This is a genomic window from Tautonia sociabilis, from assembly GCF_003977685.1.
GTDB classification, from domain to species: Bacteria; Planctomycetota; Planctomycetia; order Isosphaerales; family Isosphaeraceae; genus Tautonia; species Tautonia sociabilis.
On record NZ_RYZH01000032.1, the window covers coordinates 78,484 to 86,660 of the forward strand.

Annotated in this window: 6 protein-coding genes; 4 read left to right on the plus strand and 2 right to left on the minus strand. The window is 70.6% G+C overall.

Features of this window, described 5'->3' with window-relative positions:
- Positions 1-106 precede the first annotated feature (106 nt).
- A complete protein-coding gene (locus TsocGM_RS16485) occupies positions 107-3,148 on the plus strand; it encodes a hypothetical protein (protein WP_126726556.1) in 3,042 nt (1,013 codons plus the stop codon).
- Here TsocGM_RS16485 and TsocGM_RS16490 read toward each other — a convergent pair.
- Together TsocGM_RS16490 and pyrE are read right to left on the minus strand one after the other, a co-directional pair.
- The gene (locus tag TsocGM_RS16490) at positions 3,081-3,863 is read right to left on the minus strand and encodes a hypothetical protein (protein WP_126726557.1); all 783 of its coding nucleotides are present in this window, start codon (positions 3,861-3,863) and stop codon (positions 3,081-3,083) included. The genes TsocGM_RS16485 and TsocGM_RS16490 overlap by 68 nt on opposite strands.
- A 13-nt stretch (positions 3,864-3,876) precedes the next feature.
- Positions 3,877-4,461, minus strand: coding sequence for an orotate phosphoribosyltransferase (gene pyrE, locus TsocGM_RS16495; RefSeq protein WP_126726558.1), 585 nt, complete (start codon positions 4,459-4,461; stop codon positions 3,877-3,879).
- Between the two features lie 511 nt (positions 4,462-4,972).
- On the opposite strand from pyrE, the gene TsocGM_RS16500 reads away from it, so the two are divergent.
- The 3 genes from TsocGM_RS16500 to TsocGM_RS16510 all read left to right on the plus strand — a co-directional run.
- On the plus strand, positions 4,973-5,893 hold the full coding sequence (locus TsocGM_RS16500; protein ID WP_158633593.1) for a helix-turn-helix domain-containing protein: 921 nt from the start codon (positions 4,973-4,975) through the stop codon (positions 5,891-5,893).
- Between the two features lie 16 nt (positions 5,894-5,909).
- Positions 5,910-6,881 (plus strand): sigma-70 family RNA polymerase sigma factor, encoded by a 972-nt coding sequence (locus TsocGM_RS16505; RefSeq protein ID WP_126726560.1) that lies wholly within the window; start codon positions 5,910-5,912, stop codon positions 6,879-6,881.
- Positions 6,882-7,546: 665 nt separating this feature from the next.
- A partial coding sequence (locus tag TsocGM_RS16510) for a site-specific integrase (protein WP_148114880.1) occupies positions 7,547-8,177 on the plus strand: 631 nt, incomplete at its 3' end.

Here is an 8,177-nt window from a genome sequence, read left to right on the forward strand (position 1 = left end):
GTGGCCTACGGTTTGATTAGGCCACAATCGGATCGGATCCGGGCGACAACCGCCCCTCGAACGCACCGACCGCGTCGATGCCGCCGCGTCGAGAAGGGCTCCGCAGATGTACACCCCCAGCGAGAACCGACGAGCCCGAGTCCGCTCGGATCGCTTCCGGGTCGAGGCGCTGGAGTCGAGGGTGGTGCCTTCAACCCTCTCCTTCACCACCTCGCTCCCCTCGGCCTCCACCCTCTCCTTCCTGCCCCCCTCGGCGGGGTTCTTCGTGATGCCGACGCCTCCGGGCTCGTCGCCGTCCCTCCCGGCGCTTCCCCCGCCGTCTGCCCTCCCCTCGCTGCCCGGGCCAAGCTCCCCATCCATCGGGACGATCCCAGCCAATCCTCCGGTCAATCCCCCGGTCGATCCCGGTCCCGACGACCTTCCCGGCGATGGGACCACACCCACTCCCGGACCTCCGGACGCCGGCTCGACGCCACCGGCCGGCGGCGACCTGACGCATCTCCCTTCGCTTCCTGAGGTCCCGCCGGGCGACCCGAGCATCGACCCGCCGGAGGATCCCGCCCCCGCTCCCTCTCCCCCGTCGGTCGCCGAGGCGATTCTCGGCGTCGAGCCCGGGTCCAGCGGGGGGGCCGGGGAAGTCGGGTCGGTCGTCGTGACCTTCTCGACGCCGATCCAGACCTCGTCGTTGTCCCCTCGGGCGTTCCAGCTCGACCGGATCAGGGACGACGGCAGCACCCAGGCGATCTTCGGCCCGGACAACCCGCCCCGGTGGTGGCTCGAAAAGGACGGCACCCGGCTGGTGCTCCTCCCCGGAGCGTCGCTCGGCCCGGGCCAGTACCGCCTCTCCCTCTCAGGAGATGCGAGGTTCACCGCCGTCAATGGCCAGATCATCGACGCCGGTGGCACCGACCGCATCCTGGGGGAATTCCGGGTCGCCTCGATCCCGGCCGATCCCTCCCCCCGATCCCCCTCGGTCCCCGACAAGCTGGCTCCTTCGCCGACCGGCCCGACCCTCGGCCAGGCGAAGCCGCTGGGGACGATCGGCCCCGATGCGAAGCGAATCGTCTCGACGATCGACCTGGACCGCGACCCGAACGCCGTGCTCCTCTACCGGATCGACCTGGCTCCGGGCCACTCCTGGAGGTTCGGGGCGGAGGTCAGCGGAGGAGCCTCGGGCCATCCCCTGCCGCTCCGGCTCTCGCTGTTCGACTCCTCCGGCCGTCTGATCGCCTCCGGGGACCTCGGCCTCTCCGGCTCTGTCGGCGATCCGTTCCTCTTCGCCGGGCTGGAGCCGGGCCGCTACTTCCTGGGCGTCTCCGCCTCGGCCAACAACCCGGCGGCCGGCGGCTACGACCCCATCACCGGAGCCTTGGGCGCTCCGCTGCCGGCGCAGCCGGGCGGGTCGTTCTCGATGACCGTCGTGGCCGACCCCGCCGACCAGCCGGCCCGGGTGATCGGGCTCAAACTCGACCGGCTCGATCCCTCCGACCCGAGGCCGACCGGCTTCGTCCTCCATTTTGACGCGGCCGTCCGCTCCTGGGCGCCCTACCTGCCGAGCGGCCCGGTGCCGATCGACCAGTTGGTCGAGGTCGTTGGCGAGGACGGCCGGGTCTGGTCCGCCCGGGCCGAGTCCTACAACGCCGGCACCGGCTCGATGTCGTTCCTGCTACTGGACCGCCTCCCGGTCGGCTCGTATGAGATCCGACTGCCCGATTCGGAGGGGCTGGTCGACCTGGCCGGCCATTCCCCGGTCGCCGAGGGGATGCCCCCCGGGGTGCTCGGCCGCTTCGACGTCTCCGCCGAGCCGGCCTCTCGGAGCAAGGGGAACCTGGGAGTGCTGCTCCCCGCCGAGGCCCTGGCCGGCGTCTCGGTGCCGGTCTTGATCGCCCCGGGGGCCGCGGAGGCCATCCGGTTCGTCGTCACCGAGGGGTCCCCCTTTGCGATCTCGCTCGACGACCCGGGTGGCTCGGTGCGGATGGAGCTGGTCGGGCCCGACGGCTCCATCCCCTTGGATGCTGACCTGACGGCCACCAACGGCACCACGATCCGGTTGCTCCCCGGGGTCTACGTCATCCGGCTGATCAACGACGGATCGGAGGAGGCCGAGGTCACCCTGCGACTCCGGGCGCTGGACATCCCCCGAGATTCCGTGCCGCTCAACGGCATCGGCCAGGGCCCCGCGCTGGGGATGCGGCTGATCTCGCCGACGTTCGCTGTCCCCAGTGGTGGCACCCTCGAACTCGGGCCGCCACCTTCCTCGCCGGTCATCGGGTCCCAGGACGGCGCCGTCTCTCCGTCTTCGGTGCCGTTAACGTCGCCGTTGACGTCGTTGTCGCCGACATCGGGCAGGGCGTCGGGCCGATCGGTCGAGCAGGCGGCCGAGGAGGCGATCGCGGTCGGGCAGGGGGGGCCGTCGGGCCCCGGCGGCCTGTTGATGAGCTTCGAGCCCCGGCCGATCGGCCGGCCGACGACCCAGCCGCTCCGCGTGGCGGCCGTCGATCCGACGCAAGGGGGGAGCCTGGCGGCAACCACCTCGGTCGCCGAGGGGGAGGAGCTGTTCCGGTTCGTCCCGGTGGGCCAGGGGCAGCCGGTCGGCAGGCAGGAGAGCGCGGCGGGCGGGTGGAGTTCCTCGCCGGGAATCGCCGAGGCCTGGCCGGCGGGAGGGACGTGGCCGGGGGATCCGGACTCCTCGGGGCCCGTGTCGCAGCCCCCCCCGTCCGCCGAGCCTCCCCCCCGGATCGTGTTCGAGGAGGCGCTCGACGCCGCCCTGGCGATGCTCCGGCCGATCTCCGGATCGCTCTTGGACCGCCTCTCGTCGATTGGAGGGCGGCCGATCGCCGGGCAATGGGCTGAAGCGACGGGCTCCGATCGGGCCTTCCCCGATTTCGACTCCGACGCCGAGTTCGAGCGACCGGAGGAGCCCCTGGAGGTCCCGGTGGCCCCGATGATCGGCGTCGGCCTGGTGGTCGGCTGGGGGGCCCGGATCTGGTCCCGGAGACGGTTGAAGCCGGCCGCGCCCTCCCCCAGGAGATCGCCCGGCGGTCCCTCCGGTCCGATCGCCGAGGCCGAGGGCCTGGCGATCATCGACGAGTTGACCCGAGGGAAGCCCCGCCCGGCCTTCCCCCCGTCTCGCCCGAGGCCGTGGTGAGCCCCTCCTCGACCACTCCCCGGCAAGGCGGCCGGAGGTCGTGCCCCTCCCGGCCCTCCTCCCTCTGGGAGATGGCCGCCCGATCGACCCGGAAGCGGTTCCGATGCCCCTCCGAGACCGCCGCGCCGGAGACTCTCAGGCAGTACGCCGCCCGGCGGGCGAGCCACTCGGGGCGCCCCGATCGCACGGCCAGATCCCGGGTCGTGAACGGCTCGGGGAGCCCCTCGGGCAGCAGCGCCCAGAGGCCGGCCGGGGCGTCGACGACCCGTTCCGAGCCCACGGCCCGCAAGGCCCGGTCGACCACGACGAACCCCCGGCGTCCCCGGGCCGGCGCTCGGTGCTCGTCCACCTCGACCTCCAGCACCCGGAGTTCCAGGTTCGGGTGCGCCAGCATCCCCGCCAGGCCGACCAGGTGCTCGAAGGCGTCGAAGGCCGAGCCCTTCTTCGGGCTCAGCCGGGCCGACCCCGCCCCCTCCGGCGATCGCCGGACGATCCGACGGGAGACGATCACCGGCAGGACGACCCGCATCCGGTGATCGGGCAAGAGGCGGCCGAGCTTCGGCCTTAGGGCCGAGGTCGGCCCGCACTGCACCTCGACGAGCCGGCCGTCGTCGGCGATCGCGTCCACCCGGTCCGGCCCGATCCGCACCTCGACCCCGCCCCCCTCCCGGCCGGCAGAGCGCCCCTTCACCGCCCGGTGCAGGCTCGATGCCATCGCCCCGGCCCGATCAGGACGACGCCGCCGCCGGGCCGAGCGGCTCGACCCCGAGATCCCGGATCGTCAGCAGCGACCGGAACTCCAGCCCCCGATCGGCGAACGCGGCGGCCGCCCCCTCGAGCCGGTCGAGCAGGACGACGACCCGGGCCACCCGGCACCCCATCGCCTCGACCGCCTCGACCGCCTTCAACGACGAGCCGCCCGTGGTCGCCACGTCGTCCAGAATCGCCACGGTCATCCCGGGCTCCAGCGGCCCCTCGACGAGGTTCCCGGTGCCGTGCCCCTTCGCCTCCTTGCGCACGAGGAACCCCCGGAGGCCGGGCCTCGTCCCCAGGCCGGCGAGGGCCAGGGTCGCCCCGACGATCGGGTCGGCCCCCATCGTCAGACCGCCGACCGCCGCCACCTCCGGCTCCTCGGCCAGCAGCCCCAGCACCCCCGAGCCCACCAGCGCCGCCCCCTCCGCCGAGAGCGTCACCCGGCGGCCGTCAACGTAATAATGCGAGGTCCTCCCGCTGGCCAGGGTGAACGTGCCCAGCTTCAGCGCGTCCCGCTTCAGCAGCGCGACCAGCCGCTCTCGATCCCAGCCGTCGGTCATCGGCCGTCCTCCTGGCTCTCCGTCCCCCGCCCATCCGTCCCCGGCCAACCCGACCACCCTCCGCGGCGCGATCGGGCGCTCGACCCGTTCCCGCCCCCAGCATAGCCACCCTGTTCGCTCCAAACTAGCCGACCTCCCCTTCCGACCGACCCCCGGCCACGATCCCCTGCCCGGACCCCCCAGCGCCCCGACCCCTTCGTCCCCCCACCCCCGCCCGCCGAAACCCCGCGGCCGACGCCACCGATCGCGGCCGCGATCGGTGGCGATCGGTCGGTCGGTGGCGCGGGGGATCACCGGCCAAAACGTTCAAATCGTTCAGGCAAGAGGCCGCCACTCGACCGAGTCTTTCCCCCGAATCGACCGGATTTCCGCGAATTTTTCCCGATTCTCAGCGATTTCGGTTGTCGTTTTCCCCGAAGCCGACTAGGATGAAATCGTTCAAAACGTTCAGAGCGCTGTCCAAAACGTTCAGTACGACGGTCCACCCCGGTTGGCCATGGTTGAGACGTACATGAAGACCCGACAGCTTGCCCAAATGCTGGACGTCAGCGTGAGTACCATCAAGCGCTGGGTCGATCAGGGAGAGTTGCCCGCGACCCGAACCATCGGCAAGCACCGACTCATCCCGCTCTCCGGAGCCCTTCGCTTCGCCGAGCAACGGGGGCTCCGAACCGATCGACTTCAGCACTTCGCCGCTCATCAGATCGCGGGCGACCCCGCCGAGGCGATCGACCACCCGGAGCGGGTCGTTACCCCGCAGGCGTTGGCTCGGGCGATCCGACGCGGCCACAACGCCAGGGCCCGCTTCTTGATCAAACTCGCCGCGGCGACCTGGCAAAACGCCGCCACCCTGGCCGATCGCCTCATCGAGCCCGCTCTGGCCGAGATCGGCCATGACTGGGAGCGCCAGGTGGTCGACATCTACGAGGAGCACCTGGCCACCCGCATTGTCGAAACCACCCTCATCGAGCTCATCCAGGACCAAGTGCCCCCCGCGGCCAACGCCCCGATGGCTCTGGGAGCGGCTCCGGAGGGAGATCCCTACACCATCGCCAACCTGCTGGCCGAACTCACGCTCCGAGAACTGGGCTGGCGCGTGATCAACCTTGGCCCCAACCTGCCGCTCGACTCCCTCGCTCGTGCCGTGCTCGCCTATCAGCCATGCCTGACTTGGATCTCGGTCAGCCACCTGAACGACCCCGACCGCTTCATCCGTCACTATCAATCATTTTACGCGTCAGTGTGTCGAACCGAGACCGCGGTCATCCTTGGAGGGGCGGCCCTGACTCCCGAAATCCGGGCCGAGCTGCTCGCCGCCGGATTTGGCAACCGCATGGCCCACCTTCGTGAATTCGCCTGCCGACTGCGCCCTCGAACTCGTCCGCAGACCGATTCCCAAACGACGGATCGACTTACCGCGACCGACACGTGAGGAGCCCGACACCGGGATGGCCATGCGATCTTTCGACCTGTCCGATCACCCCTTCGGCTTGCTCCCCGCGCACGAGGATCTCGGCCGACTCCTGACCCCCGATCAGGAGCGGGCCCTGCTCCAAGAACTCGCCGCCTGCAAGGCGAAACTCTCCGAGGCCCTGGCCTCCATTCCCGAAGCCCAATCCCTGCGAGACCAGGCCGACGACGACCCTGCTCTGCCGGCCGCCTTGCTCGATCCCCGACGCGGCGATCCCCGCTGGGAGGCTCGCCTCGGCGCCGTCTACCAAGACTACAAACGACTGCGCTGCCGCCTGGCCCTGGCCAACATCCGACTGGTCGCTCACGTCGCCAAACGCTTCCAAAATCGAGGCATCCCCCTCAGCGACCTGATGCAAGAAGGCATCTGCGGCTTGCTCGAAGCCATCGACCGCTTCGATCTGGCTTATGCCACCAAACTCTCCACCTACGCCACCTGGTGGATCCGCCAAGCCATGCAGCGTGCCGTCGCCTCCGGCGCCTACCCCGTCAAGCTCAGCCCCCGACACCTCCGCCAACTGGCTCAAAACCAAAGCAAACTCCATCAAGACGAGCCCCAATCGTCCACCGATCCCTCCGCTCCCTCCTCGGAAACCCTCCAACGCATCCTCGCGGCGACCCGACCAACCGCCTCACTCGACGCCTCCATCGACCCCAGTCACGACTTCACCCTCCTGCAAATTGTCACCGCCCCCGAATGCGACCCATCCGATCAGGTCGATGTTAATGAGTTGATCGCTCAGCTCCTCCAGACCCTGCGCCCCCGAGAACGCGACGTGCTGGCCCTTCGCTTCGGACTGGGCGGCGCTCCTCGGCTCTCGCTCAGCCAAGTCGGCAAGAAGCTTCACGTCTCCAAGGAACGTGTCCGACAAATCCAGGACCGAGCCTTGGAGAAGCTCCGCACCTTCGCCTTCCAGCACAACCTCGGCGGAACGCTCTCCACGGCCTGACCCCTCGCGGTGGTCTCTCGCTCCGCTCCGCTCCGCTCCGACCCGACCCGACCCGACCCGACCCGATCGGGTCGCCAGGCCAAACCCAACGACGCGCTCGGGGCCGATCGCCGATCGGCCCCGGCTCCGGGGTCGGCAACCCCTCCTCCCCCGTTCTGCGGGTTCCCAGCGCCCGTCAGATTCCCACGGCGATCGTCGCGAAGACCCACCGCACCGACCCCTCGGCCAGCCCCACGTTCCCCCCGTCCGAGCTGCCCCCCGGTCTTCTCGGAAACCGAGAGGGTCGGAAACCGGCCGTCCGAGAAGGCCGACAGCGGCAGACGCTGGCCCAAGACCCCGAACGCTCCGGTCTTCGGGAGCGGCGGCGTCAGCCCCCCGCTCGGCCGATCGTGAATGCGGCCGGTCTCCTGCCTGACCGCATCCGACGGCCGGAGGACGATGGCCACGCCCCTCGTCGCGGAAGTGACCTTCTCGGGCCGGAAGGACGGGAACCGGCGCACGGGGACATCGGCTTGGTCGAGTCGGATCGCGCGTCCGATTCCGATTCCGATTCCGATTCCGGTCAAGCCGGCGCTCGCTCCAGCCGATTTCGAGGGGAGGGACGGCCTGAATCTTCCCCGACGGCGGGGAAATTGGGCCGCGATGCCTCCGGACGGAGGTCCTCGATGGCGACCGACGACCAATCCTCCCGCAAGCGCAGGCCTCCTCCCAGGGTCCGTCCCTCCCGGGAGAGCGACCCGGTCGGCCCGTTCCTGCACTACCTGATGGCCGAGTGCCGCGTCTCGCCGAACACGCTGGCCGCCTACCGCTCCGACATCACCAAGTTCACCCGATGGCGCAGCGCCCACGCTCCCGGGCCGATCGGCTCCATCGACATCGCCACCCTCAGCGGCTACATCGATTACCTCGGCCTGCAGGACCTCGCGCCGTCGAGCATCTGCCGGCACCTGGCCAGCCTCTCCACGTTCTTCCGCTTCCTCATCCAGGAGGAGACGATCTCGGAGAACGTCGCCAAGCTGCTGATCGCCCCCCGGCTGTGGGACCGCCTGCCCACGGTCCTCGGCCCGGCCGCGGTGGAGACCCTGCTGACCACCCCCAGCCCCGACACCCCCCTCGGCCGCCGCGACCGGGCCGCGATGGAAACCCTCTACGCCACCGGCTGCCGAGCCTCCGAGGTCGCCGCCCTGCGCCCCGGCGACATCGACTTCGACTCCGGCACCGTCCGCTGCATCGGCAAGGGAGACAAGGAACGCGTCGTCCCGATCGGCCCGCGAGCCCGCTCCATCCTGGCCGACT